Genomic DNA, 19,658 nt, shown 5'->3' with positions numbered 1-19,658 from the left:
GGAGGCGATGGCGTGGGTTTGTTCCGACGAGGGCCGAAGCGTGACGGACGCGATACGCCTCGTGACCCCGCTTTCTCCTTCTTCTCGGTCGACGAGGGCGCGCTCTTCCGCGGCCAGGTCCGCGAGGCCTTCGCGGAACACGGCCTGGAGGTCACGGTCTACGCGGACGTGGTGACCGACAGCGGCGGCCGCCAGTTCGGCCTGGGCAATCTCGCCGCCGTCTGCCACAACGACGACCGCGGGCCCCGCGTCTGGGGCGAACTGGCCCGGCAGCACGCCGGGATGGTGCTGCGGACCATGGACGCCCCCTCCGCCCTGGACACCCTGCCGCCCGAGCAGATCCGCGCCCAGCTCTACCCGCGCGTGATCAGCCGGGAGGGCCTCGACCCGCAGAGCTTCGGCTATGCGCGGTCTGTCGCCCCCGGGCTGTACGAAGTGCTCGCCCTCGACCTTCCCGAGAGCGTCATGATGCTCACGGACGAGGCGCTGGAGCCGCTCGGTGAGCTCAGGCACCTGCGTGACCAGGCCCTGGGCAATCTCCGGGAGCTGCCGGTCGAGGTGAGCGAGACGGTCAAGGACTCCGACGGGATGCGCTTCGAGGTGCTCCTCGGCGACTCGTTCTACACGGCCAGCCGGGTCCTCGCGCTGGAGGCGGTCGTCCAGCAGGTCACCGGGCAGCGGATCTCCCCGGACGGAGCGCTGGTCGCCATCCCCTTCCGGCATCAGCTCGCCTTCCATGTCATCCGCGACATGACCATGATCCCGTCGCTGAACGCCATGGCGGCCTTCGCCGCCTCCGGTTTCGAGGACACCCCGGGGGCCATCAGCCCGTACGTCTACTGGTGGCGGGGCGGCACACTCACCCAGCTCAGCGACGAGGACGAGGACGGCGAGGGGCTGCGGATCGTCGTCGGCGACGACTTCCAGGAGCTGCTGGAACGGCTGGTCGAGCAGGACCCGCCGGACTGAGCCACCCAGAAGGCCGAGCCCGCCCGGACGACTGAGCCTGCCCGCCGGACCGAGCCCACCCGGAAAACCGAGCCCACCCGGAAAACCCAGAGGACCGAACCCACCCAGCAAGGAGACCCATGCCCACCACCCCCGCGTCCACCACCCCCGCGCCGTTCACCGCGGACGACTACCGCGCCCGGATGGCCCGCGCGGCCGAGTCGGCCGCCGACGCGGGACTGGCGGGCGTGCTGATCGCGCCAGGCCCCGACCTGGCGTATCTCACCGGCTACCGGCCCACCGCGGAGACCGAGCGGCTCACCCTGCTCGTCGTCGCCGCGGGCCAGGACCCGGTGCTGGTGGTGCCCACCCTGGAGGCGTCGGACGCCGCGCGAGCCGCGGGCGCGCCCGCGCTCACCCTGCGCGACTGGACCGACGGCAAGGATCCGTACGGCGTGACCGCCCCGCTGCTGGATCCCGCCGGGCGGTTCGGCGTCAGCGACAACGCCTGGGCGATGCATCTGCTGGCCCTGCAACAGACACTGCCCGGCACCTCGTACGTGGCGCTGACCGAGGCCCTGCCGATGCTGCGGGCGGTCAAGGACGCCCGGGAGCTGGCCAGGGTCGAGGCGGCGGGCGCGGCCGCCGACGCCGCGTACGGAGACATCCTGAACGTCCGCTTCGCCGGCCGCAGGGAGTGCGACGTGGCCGCTGATCTCGCCGCGCTCCTCCTCCGGCACGGCCACTCCCAGGTGGACTTCACCGTCGTCGGCTCGGGCCCCAACGGCGCGGATCCGCACCACGAGGCCGATGAACGCGTCATCGAGCGGGGCGACATGGTCGTCCTCGACTTCGGCGGCCTCAAGCACGGCTACGGCTCCGACACCACCCGTACCGTCCACGTCGGCGAGCCCACCGCCGAGGAGCGGCGTGTCCACGACGTCGTGCGCGAGGCACAGCAGGCCGGGTTCGAAGCGGTACGCCCCGGAGCCGGCTGCCAGGACGTCGACCGGGCGGCCCGTGCGGTCATCGCGGCGGCCGGGTACGGCGAGTACTTCATCCACCGCACCGGACACGGCATCGGCGTCACCACCCACGAGCCGCCCTACATGATCGAGGGCGAGGAGCGGCCGATGGTGCCCGGCATGTGCTTTTCCGTCGAGCCCGGGATCTATCTCCCCGGCCGCTTCGGAGTCAGGATCGAGGACATCGTCACGGTCACGGAGACCGCCGGCCGCCGCTTCAACAACACCTCCCGCGAGATGGCGATCGTCGACTGACGAGTCGACCGGCGTGTCGCCTGACGTATCGCCTGACGTGTCGGTTGACAAGTCGACCGACGAACGGACGCCGTTCCCGCGGAGATTCAGCCGCCGGCGAGGACGACACAGGACTCCGGCGGCAGCCGGAGCACCCCGTCGGCGCCCGGCGGCCGGACCGGCTCCCAGGCGGCGAGCACCCGGCCGCCGCCGCCCAGGGGGATCTCCGCGGGCTCCCCGGAGAGGTTCACCGCGATCCGCAGATCGCCCCTGCGGTACGCCAGCCAGCGCGCCTCTTCGTCGTACGCCACCCGCATCGCCGCCAGATCCGGGTCGGAGAGGTCCGGCTGGCCGTGCCGCAGGGCGATCAGCTCGCGGTGCCAGGCCAGCAGCCGCGCGTGCGGCTCCTTGCCGGTCTCGGTCCGGTCGAGGCAGGAGCGGTCCCGTGTCCCGGGATCCTGTGGATCGGGGATGTCCTCCTCCGCCCAGCCGTGCGCCGCGAACTCCCGCCGCCGGCCGGTACGTACGGCCTCGGCGAGGATCGGGTCGGGGTGGTCGGTGAAGAACTGCCACGGGGTGGACGCGCCCCACTCCTCGCCCATGAAGAGCATCGGGGTGTGCGGCCCTGTCAGTACGAGCGCGGCGGCGCAGGCCAGCAGCCCGGGGGAGAGGGTGGCGGAGAGCCGGTCGCCGAGCGCGCGGTTGCCGATCTGGTCATGGGTCTGGGCGTAGCCGAGGAAGCGGTGCGCCGGCGTTCTCGTACGGTCGACGGGCCGGCCGTGCGCCCTGCCGCGGAAGCTCGAATACGTACCGTCGTGGAAGAAGACCCGGGTGAGGGTCTTCGCGAGCGCGGCGAGCGGCTCGCGGGCGAAGTCGGCGTAGTAGCCCTGGGATTCGCCGGTCAGGGCGGTGTGCAGGGCGTGATGGAAGTCGTCGTTCCACTGGGCGTGCAGTCCGAGGCCGCCCTCGGCGCGGGGCGTGGTGGTGCGGGGGTCGCCGAGGTCGGACTCGGCGATCAGGAAGAGCGGCCGGCCCAGGTCGGCGGAGAGGGCGTCGACGGCGGTCGACAGCTCTTCGAGGAAGGTCAGCGCGCGGTGGTCGGCGAGTGCGTGTACGGCGTCGAGCCGCAGCCCGTCCAGCCGGAAGTCCCGCAGCCAGGCCAGGGCGCTGCCGAGAAGAAAGGCGCGGACCTCGTCCGAGCCGGGGGCGTCGAGATTGACGGCCGCGCCCCACGGGGTGTGGTGGGTCTCGGTGAAGTAGGGCCCGAACTGCGGCAGATAATTGCCGGCGGGACCGAGATGGTTGTGGACGACGTCGAGTACGACACCGAGGCCCAGGCCGTGCGCCGTGTCGACAAAACGCTTGAGCGCCTCAGGGCCGCCGTACGGTTCGTGGACCGCCCACAGTGACACGCCCTCGTACCCCCACCCGTGTGTCCCGGGGAACGGGCAGACCGGCATCAGCTCGACATGGGTGATTCCCAGTTCGGCCAGTGGGGCGAGCCGCGCGGCCGCCGCGTCGAAGGTGCCCTCGGGGGTGAAGGTGCCGATGTGCAGCTCGTACAGGACGGCGCCCGGAAGGTCACGGCCCTGCCACGGGGCACGCCAGTCGTACGCCGCCTGGTCCACGACGGCGCTCGTCCCGTCCGGTCCGTCCGGCTGGCGGCGCGAGCGCGGGTCGGGCAGGACGAGGCCGCCGTCGAGGGCGAAGCCGTACCGCGTCCCCTCGGCGGCGGGCGCCCCGGCGGTCCACCAGCCCGCCCGCTCCGGATCACGCTCCATGGGCCGGGCGCCGTCCTCCAGATGGAGCACGACCCGGTCCCGCGCCTGCGGTGCCCACACCTCGAACTGCACGGGCGATTCCCCCTTGTCATCGGCACTGTCCCCCACATGGTGACAAGAGAGTGGGCCCGGAGCCCGGAGATGCGACGAATCGGGTGGAGGTTTCCCGCCGTCACTGTGGCCGCAGGGGCCGCGGCAGGCGGAGCCGTCCCTTCCGGTGCAGGTCAGTGGGGCGCCGGGAGCGGCGGGAACCCCGGACAGTCTGGACACTCCAGGGCCGTCCGGCGGACAATCAGATCTGTGACATCCTCCTTCGAGTTCCACACGTATCCCGCGCGGCTCTCCGACGCCGAGCGCGACCGTGTCCTTGCGGTGCTCAGGGAGGGCGCGGCACAGGGCAGGCTGTCACACGACACCTTTCTGCGCCGGATGGATCTGGCGCTGGCCGCCCGCAGGGCCGATGAGCTGAAGATACTCACCGCGGATCTGGAGACCGACGGCCGCTGGTCGAGACGGCTGTTCGGCACGGTGGGCCGGGTGTCCGCGTTCTCGCAGCGGCTGCGCAGGGCCTGGCAGGTGGAACGGCTGCCGAAACTACTGCTGCCGCAGGCCGGTCCTTACCCCCTGCGCATCGGCCGCGACCCGCTGAACGGGCTGCGGCTCAGCCATGACACGGTCTCGCGGCTGCATGCCGAACTGAGCACGCAAGGCGGGCTGTGGGTGCTGCGCGACCTCGGCTCGACCAATGGCACGACCGTCAACGGACGGCGGGTGACCACGACGGTCGTGGTGCGGGACGGGGACATGGTGAGCTTCGGTCAGATGAGTTTCCGGCTCGCCTCCCACTGACGCGGACGCCCGCGACGGCCGCGCGGCTATCCGCGTCGATGCCGGCGTGGACGCCCGGGTGGACGCGGCTCGTCAGTCCCGGCGGCTGAGCAGCGCGACGGGACGCTCCGCGAACAGCACCGCCAGATCCAGCGGAGCGCCGCCCTCGAACTCCCGCCCGGGCGAGGCGAGCAGATCCGCCCACCGGCCCGCCGGCAGCACCAGTTCCGTCCCCTGCCAGCCGCCCGCCTTCGCCAGCCGCAGCGGCAGCCGGGTGACGGCCGTGACCACCTCGCCCGAGCGGCAGAAGGACAGACAGTGCTCGGCGGCCGGTCCCGTCGCGTGCAGCGGGGCGTACGTCCCCGACTCGCCGAACACCTCAGGCCGGTCCCGGCGCAGCCGCAGCGCCGCCGTCGTGACCACCGTCTTCTCGTCGGGCGGCCCCGTCCTGAACGGCCGCCGGTTGTCCGGGTCCACCAGCGCGAAGTACGCACGCTCCGTGCCCTGATAGAGGTCGGGCACCCCCGGCATGGTCAGCTGCACCAGCGCCGCGCCCAGCGCACTGGCCCGTACGAACGGGGCGAGGGCGCGGTTGAAGCCCGCGACCGTCCGGCGCGCGGGTCCGGCGGGGCCCGCCTCGACGAAGTCGGTCAGCGCCCGCTCGTACAGCGGATCGGGCTCCGTCCAGCTGGTGTGCAGCCCCGCTTCCCGTACGGACTTCAGCAGCGCGGGCAGCATCCGCGCGCCCTCGGGAAGCGCCCCCTCGCCCCCCTCGCCCGCGGGCGTGAACCCCACCGCCGTCTGCCAGGCCTGCCACGCCACCTGCGGGTCCGGCGCCGGCGCGCCCGCCACTCGCTCCAGCAGCTCGTCCCAGCGCTCGGGGCACTCGGACAGCACGGCGATGCCGGCCCGCACATCCGCGCTGCGCTTGGTGTCGTGCGTGGTCAGTACGGTGCCGGTGGCCGGCCAGTCGCGCGCCAGCCGGGCGCAGTACGCGTGGAACCGCTCCGGGCTCACCGCGGGCCGCCCGGGATCACCGCCCACCTCGTTCGCGGAGATCAGCGGCACATAGCGGTAGAAGGCGGTGTCCTCCACGGACTTGGCCCGCAGCGCGGAGGCGGTCTGCGCGAAGCGCGCGCAGAACGCGGTGTGGTCGGGGCCCGTACCGAGCCTGCCGAGCGCCAGCTCGCGCACCACGTCGACGGCCGCCGCCTCCTGCTCCACCACGAAGGCGGCCTTCGCCTGCCGGACCGCCTCCTCGGAGACCGCCGCCTCCGCCGCCTCGGGGCTCGGCCCGCCCGCCGTTGTGTACGGGCGGTAGACGGGAACCCGTACCAGCAGCTCACGGATCGCCGTACGCAGCGCCCAGGGCGCGTGATCGCGCAGGGCGGGATCGGCGGCGCAGACGCGCTCTGCCGTGCGGCTCAGGAAGGCGGTCTCGGCGGCCAGTTCATGGATGACCACCTTGTACGCGGCCCGGCGCACCGTCCCCTCCCAGTAGCCGCCGCGGTCGCCGGCGGGCCCCGCGACGTCGCGGTACCGCTCCTCCAGCGCCCCGGCGCCCGCCGGGTCCGTGAACAGCCCGTCGATATGGCGCAGGGCGTCATAGCCGGTGGTGCCCGCGACCGGCCAGCCGGCGGGCAGCGGTTCGTCGTCGGTGAGGATCTTCTCCACGACCGTCCAGCAGCCTCCGCCCGTGGCCTCGTTCAGCCGGCGCAGATACTCCTCCGGGTCGGCGAGCCCGTCCGGGTGGTCGATGCGCAGTCCCTCGACGACTCCGTCCCGTACCAGCTCAAGGATCTTGGCGTGGGTGGCGGCGAAGACCTCCGGGTCCTCCACCCGCACCCCGATCAGCTCGGAGATGGTGAAGAAGCGCCGGTAGTTGAGTTCGGTACGGGCCAGCCGCCACCAGGCGAGCCGGTAGTGCTGGGCGTCGAGCAGCTCGGGCAGCCCAAGCCCCTCGGTGCCTGCCGAGAGGGGGAACCGCTGGTCGCCGTGGTGCAGCAGGCCGTCCTCGGCGCGCAGCGCACCCAGCTCGTCCCCGAGGGGCCCCGGCAGTACGGGCAGCAGCAGCTTGCCGTCGCCCGCGTCCCAGTCGATGTCGAACCAGCGGGCGTACGGCGAGTCCCGCCCCTCGCGCAGCACCTCCCAGAGGGCTTTGTTGTGCCGGGGCTCGGCGGCCATGTGGTTGGGCACGATGTCCAGGACGAGCCCGAGACCGTGCTCACGGGCCTTACGGGCCAGCCGCCGCAGACCCTCCTCACCCCCCAGCTCGGCCCGCACGGACGCGTGGTCGACGACGTCATAGCCGTGTCGCGAGCCCGGTACGGCCTCCAGCACCGGCGACAGATGCAGATGCGAGACCCCGAGCGCGGCGAGATACGGCACCGCCCTCTCGGCGGCCGAGAAGGGGAAGTCCGGCTGGAGCTGGAGCCGGTAGGTCGCGGTGGGCGTCATACGGTCGTACGTACCCCGCTTGGCGCCATGTGTGTCATCGGCTCCTGCGTACGCGCACCCGACGGCGCCGCCGTCACGGCCGGTACACGTACGGCGTGGTCGTACTCAGAGCGGCGAACCCCAGGCGCTGAAGGATCGGCCGGCTCCGGTCCTGGGCGTCGACCTGCAGATAGCGGTAGCCGCGGGCGGCGGCGATCCCGGCCCGGTAGGCGATCAGGGCCCGGTAGATGCCCTTGCCGCGCCACGCCTCCACGGTGCCGCCGCCCCACAGGCCGGCGAACTGCCGGCCCGGCGGCAGCTCCATCCGCGCGGCGGACACCGGCACCTCGCCGGCCATCGCCACGACAGCAGAGAGGGTGTCAGGGGCCTCGGCGAGCCGGTCCCGCAGCCGCTGCCTGAACGAGGCGTCGGCCCTGCCGAACGCCTGTTCGTGGACGTCCGCCAGGAGATCCATACCGGCCGCGTCGGTCACGGGGCGCAGCCGTACGCCCTCGGGCAGCTCGATCTCCGTCGACAGGTCCCCGGTCTCCGCGACCATGAGCGTCTCCGTGGGTTCAGGGGTGAACCCGGCCGCCCGCAGCCGCCCCGCGAGGTCGCCGGGCCGGTCATGAGCGTAGAGCTTCCATTCGAACTCACGCCCGAGTGAGGTGAAATGCTCGACCTGGGCCCTGATCGCCGCGTCCGCGGTGTCCTCGTCCAGGCCCGACCACAGGACGCCGTTCCAGTCGTGCTCGGCGCCGGTCTGCCGTACGACATCCCCGACCCGTTCGACCCGGGCCCCGGGGCCGTCGGGAGGTGAGTCCTGGCGCATCCGCCGGTCGAACAGGGTCAGTACCGCGTCGTGATCCATCCGGCCACCGCACCATCCGGCGGGGCGGCGCGGCAAGCGGATATTGGGCGCCGCGCCGCCGGTAGGCAGCCGCCGGGGTCAGCATGAGGGCTACGCCGGACGCATCAGTACCGTCATACTGCGGCCGATCATCGTGATCCGTTCGCCCCCGTCGACCTTCTCTCCCTGGCCCGGAGCCACTCCTTCCGGGCGGGCCGTGTCCACCATGATCTGCCACTGCCGGCCGTGGTTCACGGGGACCACGAAATCCAGCTCGTCGGCGCTCGCGTTGAACATCAGCAGGAACGAGTCGTCCGAGATCCGCTCACCGCGCGGCCCCGGCTCGGAGATGGCGTGGCCGTTCAGGAAGACCGTCATGGCCTGGGCGTGTGCGGCCTGCCAGTCCCGCTGTGTCATCTCCTCGCCCTCGGGGGTGAACCACGAGATGTCCGAGAGGTCGTCGTGCGTCCCTTCCACCGGACGTCCGTGGAAGAAGCGCCGGCGCCTGAGCACCGGATGGTCGCGGCGCAGCCAGACCATGGCCTGGGTGAAGTCCAGCAGGGTGGTGTCGGTCTCCGCGCCCGGCTCGGGCCAGCGGACCCAGGAGACCTCGTTGTCCTGGCAGTACGCGTTGTTGTTGCCGCCCTGCGTGCGGCCGAACTCGTCGCCGTGGCTGAGCATCGGCACACCCTGGGAGAGCATCAGCGTCGCGATGAAGTTCCGCATCTGACGATTCCGCAGTTCCTGGATCTCCGGATCGTCGGTTTCGCCCTCCGCCCCGCAGTTCCAGGACCGGTTGTGGCTCTCGCCGTCCCGGTTGCCCTCGCAGTTGGCCTCATTGTGCTTGTCGTTGTAGGCGACCAGATCGTGCAGGGTGAAGCCGTCATGACAGGTGGTGAAGTTGATGGAGGCCAGCGGCCGGCGCCCGTCGTCCTGGTACAGATCGGACGAGCCGGTCAGCCGGGACGCGAACTCCGCCAGCGTTCTGGGCTCACCCCGCCAGAGGTCCCGTACGGTGTCGCGGTACTTCCCGTTCCACTCGGTCCACAGCGGCGGGAAGTTCCCCACCTGGTAGCCGCCCTCGCCCACGTCCCAGGGCTCGGCGATCAGCTTCACCTGGCTGACCACCGGATCCTGCTGCACCAGATCGAAGAAGGACGACAGCCGGTCCACCTCGTGGAACTGGCGGGCCAGCGTCGCCGCGAGGTCGAAGCGGAAGCCGTCGACATGCATCTCGGTCACCCAGTACCGCAGCGAGTCCATGATCAGCTGGAGTACGTGCGGGCTGCGCATCAGCAGCGAGTTCCCGGTCCCCGTCGTATCCGTGTAGTAGCGCGGATTCTCGCCGAGCCGGTAGTACTGCGCGTTGTCGAGGCCCCGGAAGGAGAGCGTCGGGCCGAGATGGTTGCCCTCCGCCGTGTGGTTGTAGACGACATCGAGGATCACCTCGATCCCCGCCCGGTGCAGCGCCCGTACGGCCTGCTTGAACTCCAGGACCTGTTCGCCCCGGTCGCCCCACGACGCGTAGGTGTTGTGCGGCGCGAAGAATCCGATGGTGTTGTAACCCCAGTAATTACTGAGGCCCGCGTCCACCAGCCGGTGGTCGTTGACGAACTGGTGCACCGGCATCAGTTCCAGCGCGGTGACGCCCAGTTCCGTCAGGTGTTCGATCACCGCCGGATGGGCGAGTCCCGCGTAGGTGCCGCGCAGCTCCTCGGGCAGCTCCGGATGGAGCATGGTCAGGCCCTTCACATGGGCCTCGTAGAGCACCGTACGGTGATAGTCCGTACGCGGCAGCCGGTCGTCGCCCCAGTCGAAGTACGGATTGACGACCACCGCGGACATCGTGTGGGGCGCTGAGTCCATGTCGTTGCGCGAGTCGGGCTTGCCGAAGTGGTAGCCGTACACCGACTCGCCCCAGTCGATACTGCCGCTGACCGCACGCGCGTACGGATCGAGGAGCAGTTTGGCGGAGTTGCAGCGCTGCCCCCGCTCCGGTTCGTACGGGCCGTGGACCCGGAAGCCGTAGCGCTGACCGGGCATGATGCCCGGCAGATAGGCGTGCCGTACGAAGGCGTCGGTTTCGCGCAGTTCCACCGCCGTTTCTGAACCGTCGTCGTGCAGCAGGCACAACTCGATCCGGTTGGCGGCCTCTGAGTAGACCGCGAAGTTGGTACCGGCGCCGTCGTACGTGGCGCCGAGGGGATACGCCTGTCCCGGCCAGACCTGCATAGATATGACTCTTCCATTTCTGATCCGGGTGCTGCGGGGCTCTTGAGCCAGATCTTCCCCGAAAGTGCCGCCTCCACCTAGGAACCCGGTGGGTTCTTGCCTCTTCTTGCCGGGGCCGGCGCCGGCGGGTCAACTTCGCGTTCCGCGCTGTCGCCCCGGCGCCGGCCCCGGCCGGCGGGCCCCGCGCGTGGCGTGGCGCCCCGTCACCGACCGGGCGTAATCACTATGAATCAGCTCACTCCGGCCGAACTCGCCGCAGAGAACCGGCCTTCCGAATAGGGGAGTTGCGCAAGGAGCCTGTGCATCGGGCTGCACCGCGTCCGGTCGGCGGAGTACCCTTCCTTGATCGTTGAAGGGGGAGGGAAGGCGGTGCGCGGGTGAGCTCGGGAGGGTTGGAGCTACCCCCCGGTGACGCAGGTCACGAGGGGAACTCCGGCGACATCCCGCCCGGAGCGGTCTCCCTCGCGCGACCGATGGAGATCGGGGCGGAACTGGACTGGGGCGCGGACGCCTGGACTGAAGTCCGCACGCGCGCGCAACGGGCCGGGCGGGCCTACATCTGGCTGAATCTGGTGGAACAGCGGCTGCGCGCCGTGGTCGCCGCGGTCCTGCGACCCATCTACGAACCCGTGCACGGCGAGGAGTGGGTGGTCGCCGCGGCCGGACCCGCCGGGCAGGAGTGGGTGCAGCGCGCCGTCGCCGTCCGGGAGGTCTCGCGCCGCAAGGGCTACCTCCTCGACCCGGCCGACGACAATGTCCTGAGCTTTCTCACCCTCCCGCAGCTGCGCGAGCTGATGGTCCAGCACTGGCCGTGCTTCGAGCCCTATTTCGACGACCGCCGCGATGTGGAACTGGCGCTGGACGAGCTGGAGGTCGCGCGGAACGTCGTGTCCCGCAACCGCGCGCTCTCCGAGACGGTCCTCGCCCAGGCGGAGCGGGCCTCGGCCCGGCTGCTGGAGATCCTGGGCGGCGGCAGCGGCGTGCCGTCCGCGGCGCGGCTCCGGGTCGACGCCGTCGAGGACCTGGTCGGCGACCGGTACGCGGACGTGGTCTCCGTCCACCCCGACCGGGTCAGGCTGCAACGGCAGATCCCGGCGGAGGATCTCTTCGGCGGCGCCCGGCGTGTCGACGCCATCGGCATCGGTCTGAACCTGCTGGTGCAGAACTTCTCCGGCCGGCGGCTGATCCGGCTCGCCGAATCGGGCTGCCGGATACGCCTGGTCTTCCTCAACCCGGCGAGCAGCGCGGTCAAGCGGCGTGAACGTGAGCTGGCGCTCAAGAAGGGCGAACTGAGCCGTTCGGTGGAGATGAACATCCTCCATATGCGGCGGGTCCGCTCCAGACTGCGCGACCCGGGCGCGTTCGAGATCCATGTCTTCGACGAGACGCCGCGCTTCACCGCCTATCTCGTCGACGGTGACGGCCCCGACGGTCTCGCCGTCGTCCAGTCCTATCTGCGCCGGGCGCGTGGCATGGAGGCGCCGGTGCTGGTGCTGCGGGGCGGCGGGCGTGAGGTGGTGCGCTCGGGCCAGGAGACGGAGCACGGCCTCTTCCAGACCTACCGCGAGGAGTTCGAGTCGGTCTGGACGGACTCCCGGCCGGTCTCCTGAAGGGGCTCTGTCCGGCCCCGGGCCGCACTGTCAGTGGTGCGTGGCAGGGTGACTGTCCAACGGGGAAAGCACCACCGCAGCATGAGGGAGGGCCACGATGACTTGGTATGGAGAGCCGCTGGTCGGTTTCGACCTGGAGACGACCGGCACGGAGCCGCTGGAAGCGCGGATCGTGACGGCGGCGGTCGTCGAGGTCCAGGGCGGCGAGGTGATACGGCAGCGGAGCTGGCTCGCCGACCCGGGCATCCGTATCCCCGCCCAGGCGTCCGCCGTCCACGGCATCAGCAGCGAGCGGGCGGCGGCGGAGGGGCGCCCGGCGCCCGACGTGGCCGCCGAGATCGCCCACGTCCTGTCGGAGTACTGGGCCCGCGGCGTGCCCGTCGTGGCGTACAACGCGCCGTTCGATCTGACGCTGCTCTCCGCGGAGCTGCGCCGGCACGGCCTGCCGCCGCTCGGTCCGATCGGGCCGGTGATCGACCCGTACACGATCGACCGCGCCGTCGACCGCTACCGCCGTGGCAAGCGCACGCTGGAGGCGGTCTGTGAGGAGTACGGCGTGGTGCTCGGCACCGCCCACGACGCGGGGGCCGACGCGCTGGGGGCGGTCCGGGTGGCCACCGCGATAGCGAACCGCCATGGATCGGTCGCCGCACTGACCCCGGCCCAGCTGCATGAGCGTCAGATCCGGTGGTACGCCGACTGGGCGACGGACTTCCAGCAGTTCCTGCGGAAGAAGGGCAACGCGGACGCGGTGGTCGACCCGGTGTGGCCGCTGCGCGAGCCGGTGGCGTCGACGCGCTGAGCCGACGCCCTCAGGACACGCCGCCAGCAGGACACGCCGTCAGAACGGGTACCAGCGGACCTCGGGGTCGTCGTCGCGCAGGGAGGCGACCCGGCGGCGGAATTCGGCGTGGGCCTTGGGGTTGGCCGGGGCGTGCTGGGCCACCCAGGCGCAGCTGGCCGTCTCGCGGGCACCGCGCAGGACCGGACAGCCGGGCCACTCCCGGACATCCCAGCCGTAGGCCGAGGTGAAGGCGGAGTACGCCTCGGCGGGCAGGCCGTACCGGTCCCGGGACAGGGCCATGACCACCAGGTCGTGTTCGCGCAGGTCCATGGAGAAGGTCTCCAGGTCGACCAGGACGGGACCGTCCGGGCCGACATGGACATTGCGGGGCAGCGCGTCACCGTGGATCGGGCCCGGCGGCAGGTGCGGTGTGAGCGCCGCCGCGGCCTCGGCGAAGCCGTCCCGGCGCTCGCGCAGATAGTCGGCGTCGTCCGGGTCGATCGCATCGCCCGCGATCCGTAGCCAGCGCTCGACTCCGCCGAGCAGTTCGCGCCTGGGGAGTGCGAAGGAGGGCGCGGGCAGTGCGTGGACCTGCCGCAGCAGGGACGCCAGATCCGCGGGCCCGGCCGGCCGTACGGCATCCGGCAGCCGGTGCCAGAGGGTCACCGGATGGCCGTCCACCGACCGGGCCCCGGGCTCCGCCGCCCGTACGGCCGGAATGCCGCACTCCGCGAGCCAGGACGCGAGGGAGACCTCACGCCGCGCCCGGTCCAGCAGTTCGCTGTGCTCCGTGGCGTCCCGGCCGACCTTGACGACCAGCCCGCCCGTCCCGAACACCGCGTTCTCACCCAGCGCCAACAACTCCGCGTCCCGCGGCAGTCCCGTCGCGGCCAGAATCTCCCGCGCCCGCGCCTCGTCCATCGAGTGCTCACTTACTCCTGGTCGTTGTACGAATCCGCCAAAGTCTCGCATCCACGCGGGTTCGCTTGACGAACCGAGGGCACGTCAGCACGATAACGAGGGCCGCCGGGGCGGCCGGACCCCCCACAAGCCGCCCGAAGGAGTCCCCTCCGTGATATCGGTGACCGCGACGGCGCGGTCCGGAAGAGACCGGCCCGGCGAAGAGCCGGACCGAGACGAGCGGGCCGGAAAAGGACGAGCCGGAAAAGGGCGGCGCGGACCAGGGCGGCGCGGCAGGCCCGTGGATCACGGCGCCTGGTTCCTCGTACTGCCCGCGCTGATCCCGATCCTGGTACTGAGCGTCGGACCACTGCTCTACGGCATCGTGCTCGCCTTCACCGACGCCCAGTCCGGCCGCACCGCGCCCACCGAGTGGGTCGGGACGCTGAACTTCCAGGACCTGGTCCACGACACCCTCTTCTGGGACTCGTTCAGGATCGGTCTGCTGTGGGCGGTCGGTGTGACGGCGCCGCAGTTCGTGCTCGCGCTCGGTCTCGCCCTGCTGCTCAGCCAGAACCTCCGCTTCCGCTGGCTGGCCCGCGCCCTCGCGATCATCCCCTGGGCCATGCCCGAGGTGGTCGTCGGCATCATGTGGCGGCTCGTCTACAACGCCGACGCCGGCATCCTCAACGAGACCATCCGCGATCTGGGGCTGGGCGAAGGACGGGACTGGCTGACCGGACTGGCCACCGCGCTGCCCGCGGTGATCGTGGTCGGAATCTGGGCCGGGATGCCGCAGACCACGGTCGCGCTGCTGGCCGGCCTGCAGAACACCCCGGACGAACTGCACGAGGCGGCCGCGCTGGACGGCGCGGGCGCCTGGCGCCGCTTCCGTACCGTCACCTGGCCCGCCATCCGGCCGGTCGCGCTGGCCATCACCGCGCTCAACTTCATCTGGAATTTCAATTCCTTCGCCCTGGTGTATGTACTGACCAACGGCGGACCCGGCGGCCGCACCCGGCTGCCGATGCTCTTCGCGTACGAGGAGGCGTTCGGCTACGGCCAGTTCGGCTACGCCGCCGCCATGGGCTGTGTCATGGTCGCGGTGATCTCGGTGCTGCTCGCGCTCCATCTCGTCGGCCGGCTCAGGGAGGGGGAGGAGACATGAGCCTGCGCACCAGGCGGTCCGCGCGCGCCGGGCAGTACCTCGCGCTCCTGTGCTATCTCGTCTTTCTCGCCCTCCCGTTCCTCTGGTTGATCTCCACGGCCTTCAAGCCGGCCAGGGAGCTGGGCAGCCTCCACCCCACCTGGATCCCGGACCACCCGACCCTCGACAACTTCCGGCAGGCCTTCGAAGAACAGCCGCTGCTGCGGGCCGCGGGCAACAGCCTGACCGCCGCCCTCGCGGCCGCCCTGATCGCCGTCGTCATCGCGACCCCGATGGCCTATGTGATGGCCCGCCGGCGGAGCAAGCTCTCGGCCGCGGCGACGAGCTGGGTCGTGGTCAGCCAGGCGTTCCCCTTCGTGCTGGTGATCATCCCGCTCTTCCTGGTCCTCAAGAACCTCCACCTCATCAACTCGCTGACCGGGCTGATCCTGGTCTATGTCGTATGGGCGCTGCCCTTCGCGCTCTGGATGCTGGTCGGCTATGTCAGGGCCGTACCGGCCGAGCTGGAGGAGGCCGCCGCCGTGGACGGCGCCGGCCGGCTCCGTACGCTCGTCTCGGTCACCGCCCCGCTGCTGGCGCCCGGCATCGTCGCCACGGCGCTCTTCGCCTTCATCACCGCGTGGAACGAGTTCTTCTTCGCGCTCGTCCTGCTCAAGACTCCGGAGAAACAGACCTTGCCGGTCGTCCTCACTCATTTCCTGGGCGCGGAGGGTGTCGCCGATCTCGGGCCGCTCGCCGCCGCCGCGTTCCTCGCGACGCTCCCCTCACTCGTCATCTTCGCGCTCATCCAGCGCCGCATCACGGGCGGAATGCTGGCCGGGGCGGTGAAGAGCTGATGCGCAAGCTCATGCTCGTGGTGGCCGCGGTCGCCCTGCTGCTCAGCGGCTGCTCCGGCGGCGGCGATTCCCACGACGGCCGGATCACGCTGCGCTTCCAGTCGCTGGCCTGGCAGGACGACTCCGTCCAGGCCAACAAGCAACTGGTGAAGGAGTGGAACGAGGCCCATCCCGACATCCGGGTCGAGTACGTCCAGGGCAGCTGGGACAGCGTCCACGACCAGCTGCTCACCTCCTTCGAGGGCGGTGAGGCGCCCGACATCATCCATGACGCCTCCGACGACCTCGCCGACTTCGCGTACGGCGGCTATCTCGCCGAGCTGAGCGGACTGCTGCCGGACCGGCTGAAGCGGGACATCCCGGAGCGCAGCTGGGGGACCGCCACCTTCGGCGACGGCGTCTACGGTGTGCCGTTCCTTCAGGAGCCGCGGGTCCTGATCGCCAACAAGAAGATCCTCGACGCCTCCGGGGTCCGTGTCCCGACCGTCGAAAACCCCTGGAGCTGGCCGGAGTTCCGGCAGGTCAGCGAGGAACTGACCGCGCGGATGGGCGAGGGGAAGTACGGCGTCGCCTGGCCGCTCAAGGAGCCGGTCTCCGCCACGCTCAATCTGGGGCTGTCCGCCGGCGGGCAGCTCTTCCACCGCGGCGCCGACGGCAAGGTGACGATCCGGTTCAGCGACGCCGACGCGGTGGTCCCCGGCACCATCCGCGATCAGGTCAACAGCGACAGGAGCGCGTCGGGCGCCACCCTCGGCATGGGCGGTTCCGATGCGCTGCCGGGCTTTTTCGGCGGCAAGTACGCGATGGTCCCGCTGGGCTTCTCGTACCGTCAGCAGATCATCCAGCAGGCGCCGGAGGACTTCGAATGGACCGTGCTGCCGGCGCCCGCCGGTGACGCGGAGGGCCTGGCCCAGGGGGTGAGCCCGCAGACCCTCTCCATCGCCGAGGACAGTCCGTACAAGCAGGAGGCCGCGCGGTTCATCGACTTCCTCCTCCAGCCGCCCAACATGGTGCGGCTGGCCAAGGGCGACTGGATGCTGCCCACGGGTACGGAGGCGCTCAAGGACCCGTCCCTGCACACCGCGGAATACGGCTGGGCGACGGGCGCCGCGCTCGCGCGGGAACTGCGGCCGGCCCCCGCCCAGTCGGTGCGCGGCTATCCCGAGTGGAAGGACAAGGTGGCGACCCCGGCGCTGCAGGAGTACTACAGCGGTGCGATCGACCGCGCCGAGCTGGAGAAACGCCTGGTCACGGACGGCAATCTGGTCCTGGCCCGCTATCAGCGCTGAGGCACACCGGCCGATATTCAATTGTACGAGACGTCTCGTCTTGTTTACGGTGCGCCCATGACCGCATCGAAGCGTGCCCATATCGCCATGTTCTCCATCGCCGCCCACGGGCATGTGAATCCGAGCCTCGACGTCATCCGTGAGCTGGTGGCCCGGGGGCATCGCGTCACGTACGCGATCCCCGGCCTGTTCGCGGAGAAGGTCGCCGCGACGGGCGCCGAGCCGGTGGTCTATACCTCTATCCTGCCGACCCCCGACGACGATCCCGACGACTGGGGCACGGAGCTGATCGACAACGTGGAGCCGTTCCTGACGGATGCCCGCCAGGCGCTCCCGCAGCTGGTGGCGGCCTACGAGGGCGATGAGCCCGACCTCGTCCTGTATGACATCACGTCCTATCCGGCCCGCGTCCTCGCCCACCGCTGGGGTGTTCCGATCGTCCAGCTCTCGCCCAACCTCGTGGCCTGGGAGGGGTACGAGGAGGAGATCGGCAGGCCGATGTTCGAGCCCCTGAAGCGGACCCCGCGGGGCAGGGCCTACTACGACACCTTCGTCGGCTGGATCGCCGAGAACGGCATGACCATGGACGTCGACCACTTCTCGGGCCGGCCCGACCGCTGCCTCGTCCTGATCCCCAAGGCGCTGCAGCCGAACGCCGAGCGGGTGGACGAGTCGGTGTACACCTTCGTCGGCGCCTGCCAGGGCGACCGCGCGGACCAGGGCGGGTGGCAGCGGCCCGCCGCGGCGGAAAAGGTGCTGCTGGTCTCGCTCGGTTCCTCGTTCACCAAGCAGCCCGGCTTCTACCGGGAGTGCGTCAAGGCGTTCGGGGACCTGCCCGGCTGGCATGTCGTGCTCCAGATCGGCGCGAACGTCGAGGCGTCGGAGCTGGGCGAGATTCCGGCCAACATCGAGGTGCGCGGCTGGGTACCGCAGCTCGCGATCCTCCAGCAGGCCGACGCCTTCATCACCCACGCGGGGGCCGGCGGCAGTCAGGAGGGCCTCGCGACGGCCACCCCGATGGTCGCGGTCCCGCAGGCCGTGGACCAGTTCGGCAACGCCGACATGCTGGTCTCCCTGGGCGTCGCCCGCCGGCTCGACACGGAGCAGGCGACCGCCGAGGCGCTGCGCGAGGCGGTCCTCGCCGTGGCCTCGGACCCCGAAGTGGCCCGCAGGCTGGGGGAGATCGGGCGCGAGATGGCGACGGAGGGCGGTACGCGGCGAGCGGCCGACCTGATTGAGACGGAGCTGCCGGGGGGCGCCGCCCGAGCGCGTGGCTGACCGGGAGCGGCGTCCGACTTGTTCCGCGCCGACCGGATCCTTATGGCAGAAGCCTGGTGAGTTTGTGATGGATGTATGAAGCACTTGATATGTGCGCGTCAATCAGCGAGGGTTTTGAGCCAGTCCGCCGGAGATCCTCCGGCCGGCGGGCCATCCCCCCACAGATGACGACCAGGAGATCCCTCTTCATGGCAACTCGCAAGCGTGTGAGCCGGATCAAGCTCACTGCCGCCATCACCGCCGTGGCCGCCGCGGCCGGAATCACCGCGTTCACCTCCCCCACAGCGGGCGCGGCACCGGCGCAGGGTGTGGTGTACGGAGCCGACGCCAAGGGCGCGGTCGCCGGCAGCTACATCGTGATGCTGGACCAGAAGGCCTTCAAGAAGACCGACAAGCAGGACCTGGCCAAGGAGTACGGAGGCCAGCTGAAGCGCAACTACAGCACGGCCATCAACGGCTTCTCGGCCAGCGGCCTCACCGCGACGGAGGCCAAGCGCCTGGCGGCCGACCCGGCCGTCGCCAAGGTCGTCCAGAACAAGACGTTCACCGTCGACGCCACCCAGGCCAACCCGCCGTCCTGGGGCCTCGACCGGGTCGACCAGACCGCGACCGCCGGTGACGGCGCCTACACCTACCCGGACAGCGCCGGCGAGGGTGTGACGGCGTACGTCATCGACACCGGGGTCCGCATCACCCACCAGGACTTCGAGGGCCGCGCCAGCTACGGCTACGACGCCATCGACGGCGACAACTCGGCCGACGACGGCTACGGCCACGGCACGCATGTCGCCGGCACCATCGCCGGCGCCGCGCACGGTGTCGCCAAGAAGGCGAAGATCGTCTCCGTCCGGGTGCTGGACGACAGCGGCTCGGGCACCACCGAGCAGGTCGTCGCCGGTATCGACTGGGTCGCCGCGAACCACGTGGGCCCGTCCGTCGCCAACATGAGCCTCGGCGGCGGCGCCGACCCCGCCCTCGACGAGGCCGTCCGCAGCGCCATCGCCACCGGCGTCACCTTCGGGGTCGCGGCCGGCAACGACAGCAGCGACGCGAGCCTCAGCTCCCCGGCCCGCGTCGGGGAGGCCATTACGGTCGCCTCGTCCACCGTGGACGACCAGGAGTCGAGCTTCTCCAACTACGGCTCGATCGTGGACATCTACGCGCCGGGCTCCAACATCACCTCCGCCTGGAACGACAGCGACACCGGCACCAACATCATCTCGGGCACCTCGATGGCGACGCCCCATGTCATCGGCGCGGCCGCCGTCTACCTCGCCGGTCACCCGGCCGCCACGCCGGACGAGGTCGCCGCGGCCCTGGTCGGCGGCGCCACCTCGGACGTGATCTCCAACGCGACCGCGGGCACCCCGAACAAGCTGCTGAAGATCGTCGAGTAGTCAGCAGCGGACAGTCAGGCGAAACCGGCGGCCGTCGCGCTCTCCCCCACGGGGCGCGGCGG

General features: G+C 71.0%; 15 protein-coding genes. 10 read left to right on the top strand and 5 right to left on the bottom strand.

All coding sequences use genetic code 11. From position 1 onward, the window contains the following. Positions 1 to 12: 12 nt before the first annotated feature. Positions 13 to 969, top strand: a complete 957-nt coding sequence (locus ACFVWW_RS06985) for a hypothetical protein (protein WP_384188970.1) — start codon at positions 13 to 15, stop codon at positions 967 to 969. A gap of 119 nt (positions 970 to 1,088) precedes the next feature. Beyond that, positions 1,089 to 2,228 (top strand): aminopeptidase P family protein, encoded by a 1,140-nt coding sequence (locus ACFVWW_RS06980; RefSeq protein ID WP_384188968.1) that lies wholly within the window; start codon positions 1,089 to 1,091, stop codon positions 2,226 to 2,228. Between the two features lie 86 nt (positions 2,229 to 2,314). Here the strand turns inward: ACFVWW_RS06980 and treZ are convergent, their stop codons facing one another. Beyond that, a complete protein-coding gene (gene treZ, locus ACFVWW_RS06975) occupies positions 2,315 to 4,060 on the bottom strand; it encodes a malto-oligosyltrehalose trehalohydrolase (protein ID WP_386876347.1) in 1,746 nt (581 codons plus the stop codon). A 228-nt stretch (positions 4,061 to 4,288) separates the two neighbouring features. On the opposite strand from treZ, the gene ACFVWW_RS06970 reads away from it, so the two are divergent. After that, positions 4,289 to 4,837 carry an FHA domain-containing protein gene (locus ACFVWW_RS06970; protein ID WP_384188965.1) on the top strand — a complete coding sequence of 183 codons (549 nt, stop codon included), beginning with the start codon at positions 4,289 to 4,291 and terminating at the stop codon, positions 4,835 to 4,837. Positions 4,838 to 4,909: 72 nt separating this feature from the next. Here the strand turns inward: ACFVWW_RS06970 and treY are convergent, their stop codons facing one another. The 3 genes from treY to glgX all read right to left on the bottom strand — a co-directional run bounded on the left by treY (position 4,910) and on the right by glgX (position 10,334). After that, positions 4,910 to 7,273: a malto-oligosyltrehalose synthase gene (gene treY / locus ACFVWW_RS06965; protein WP_386876345.1), complete on the bottom strand. Its 2,364-nt coding sequence runs from the start codon at positions 7,271 to 7,273 to the stop codon at positions 4,910 to 4,912. A 73-nt stretch (positions 7,274 to 7,346) separates the two neighbouring features. Further along, on the bottom strand, positions 7,347 to 8,123 hold the full coding sequence (locus tag ACFVWW_RS06960; RefSeq protein ID WP_386876343.1) for a GNAT family N-acetyltransferase: 777 nt from the start codon (positions 8,121 to 8,123) through the stop codon (positions 7,347 to 7,349). Positions 8,124 to 8,213: 90 nt separating this feature from the next. Next, entirely contained in the window at positions 8,214 to 10,334 is a 2,121-nt protein-coding gene (gene glgX, locus ACFVWW_RS06955; RefSeq protein ID WP_384188961.1) for a glycogen debranching protein GlgX, read from the bottom strand. 377 nt (positions 10,335 to 10,711) lie between these two features. Here glgX and ACFVWW_RS06950 point away from each other — a divergent pair, with 377 nt between their 5' ends. Further along, positions 10,712 to 11,944, top strand: a complete 1,233-nt coding sequence (locus tag ACFVWW_RS06950; protein WP_384188959.1) for an SAV2148 family HEPN domain-containing protein — start codon at positions 10,712 to 10,714, stop codon at positions 11,942 to 11,944. Between the two features lie 97 nt (positions 11,945 to 12,041). Further along, entirely contained in the window at positions 12,042 to 12,746 is a 705-nt protein-coding gene (locus ACFVWW_RS06945; RefSeq protein WP_386876341.1) for a 3'-5' exonuclease, read from the top strand. A 39-nt stretch (positions 12,747 to 12,785) separates the two neighbouring features. Here the strand turns inward: ACFVWW_RS06945 and ACFVWW_RS06940 are convergent, their stop codons facing one another. Next, positions 12,786 to 13,649, bottom strand: coding sequence for a phosphotransferase enzyme family protein (locus ACFVWW_RS06940; RefSeq protein ID WP_386876339.1), 864 nt, complete (start codon positions 13,647 to 13,649; stop codon positions 12,786 to 12,788). A gap of 160 nt (positions 13,650 to 13,809) precedes the next feature. Here ACFVWW_RS06940 and ACFVWW_RS06935 point away from each other — a divergent pair, with 160 nt between their 5' ends. From ACFVWW_RS06935 to ACFVWW_RS06915, 5 genes are all read left to right on the top strand, one after another. Beyond that, positions 13,810 to 14,796 carry a carbohydrate ABC transporter permease gene (locus ACFVWW_RS06935; RefSeq protein ID WP_386876785.1) on the top strand — a complete coding sequence of 329 codons (987 nt, stop codon included), beginning with the start codon at positions 13,810 to 13,812 and terminating at the stop codon, positions 14,794 to 14,796. After that, the gene (locus tag ACFVWW_RS06930) at positions 14,793 to 15,632 is read left to right on the top strand and encodes a carbohydrate ABC transporter permease (protein ID WP_384188951.1); all 840 of its coding nucleotides are present in this window, start codon (positions 14,793 to 14,795) and stop codon (positions 15,630 to 15,632) included. Before ACFVWW_RS06935 ends, ACFVWW_RS06930 begins: the two co-directional genes overlap by 4 nt. Next, a complete protein-coding gene (locus tag ACFVWW_RS06925) occupies positions 15,632 to 16,921 on the top strand; it encodes an ABC transporter substrate-binding protein (protein ID WP_384188950.1) in 1,290 nt (429 codons plus the stop codon). The genes ACFVWW_RS06930 and ACFVWW_RS06925 overlap by 1 nt, the downstream gene beginning before the upstream one ends. Positions 16,922 to 16,978: 57 nt before the next feature. After that, on the top strand, positions 16,979 to 18,199 hold the full coding sequence (gene mgt / locus ACFVWW_RS06920) for a macrolide-inactivating glycosyltransferase (RefSeq protein WP_386876336.1): 1,221 nt from the start codon (positions 16,979 to 16,981) through the stop codon (positions 18,197 to 18,199). A gap of 188 nt (positions 18,200 to 18,387) precedes the next feature. Continuing rightward, positions 18,388 to 19,596 carry a S8 family peptidase gene (locus ACFVWW_RS06915; protein ID WP_384329306.1) on the top strand — a complete coding sequence of 403 codons (1,209 nt, stop codon included), beginning with the start codon at positions 18,388 to 18,390 and terminating at the stop codon, positions 19,594 to 19,596. Positions 19,597 to 19,658 lie beyond the last annotated feature (62 nt).

This window comes from Streptomyces sp. NPDC058198 (assembly GCF_042882605.1).
GTDB lineage: Bacteria > Actinomycetota > Actinomycetes > Streptomycetales > Streptomycetaceae > Streptomyces.
This window is presented reverse-complemented; position numbering and strand designations above follow the sequence as displayed.